The 604-nt window shown below is 56.3% G+C and carries 1 protein-coding gene; it reads right to left on the bottom strand.

Annotation, left to right across the window (positions count from 1 at the left end; translation table 11 throughout):
• Window positions 1-602: two-component system response regulator VirG (gene virG, locus NKI58_RS35480; protein ID WP_352443318.1), on the bottom strand; the 602-nt coding region annotated here is incomplete at its 3' end.
• Between the last annotated feature and the right edge of the window lie 2 nt (window positions 603-604).

Raw genomic sequence — 604 nt, 5'->3', positions numbered from 1 at the left:
GCGCCACGGGATGTTTTGACCAGGCGAGGGTTGGCCGCATCAGCCTCCAGCTTTCGGCGCAAGCGCATGATTAGGACATCGATACTTCGATCGTACACCTCTTCTCCACGCACACGGCTCGCGAGCAAAAGCCGTTCTCTGGATAGCACGTTGCGGGGGTTCTCCAGAAATGCGATCAAGAGATTGAACTCACATGCGGTAAGCTTGACCTCGCCACGCTCCGCACAGATCAGTCGCCGCTGCTTCACGCTGAGCTTCCAGGCCCCAAAGCGAAATGAGCGCTGCTCTCTGGTTCGCGGACTAGAAATGCGCTGGCGTAGCGCTACTCGAATGCGGGCCAAGAATTCGCGCATCCCGAAAGGCTTGGGAATGAAATCGGTTGCGCCGAGCTCCAGTGCAACCACTTTTTCCGCCTCATCAAGCCGGTCGCCGCTGATCACTATGATAGGAACATCCGATTTTGTCGCCAGATTGCGGACGATCGCAAGTCCATCCTCCCGGCCTAGGTTAAGGTCAACAACCACGAGATCGACTGGCTCACGTGAAAGAACATAGTCAAACTGCTTGCTATCGTGGACTGCGGTTACCTTCAGGGCATGCATCG

The sequence above is a fragment of the Mesorhizobium sp. M0522 genome (assembly GCF_040321085.1).
GTDB lineage: Bacteria > Pseudomonadota > Alphaproteobacteria > Rhizobiales > Rhizobiaceae > Mesorhizobium.
The sequence above is the reverse complement of the archived record's forward strand: the minus strand, read 5'-3'. Positions and strand labels throughout refer to the sequence as shown.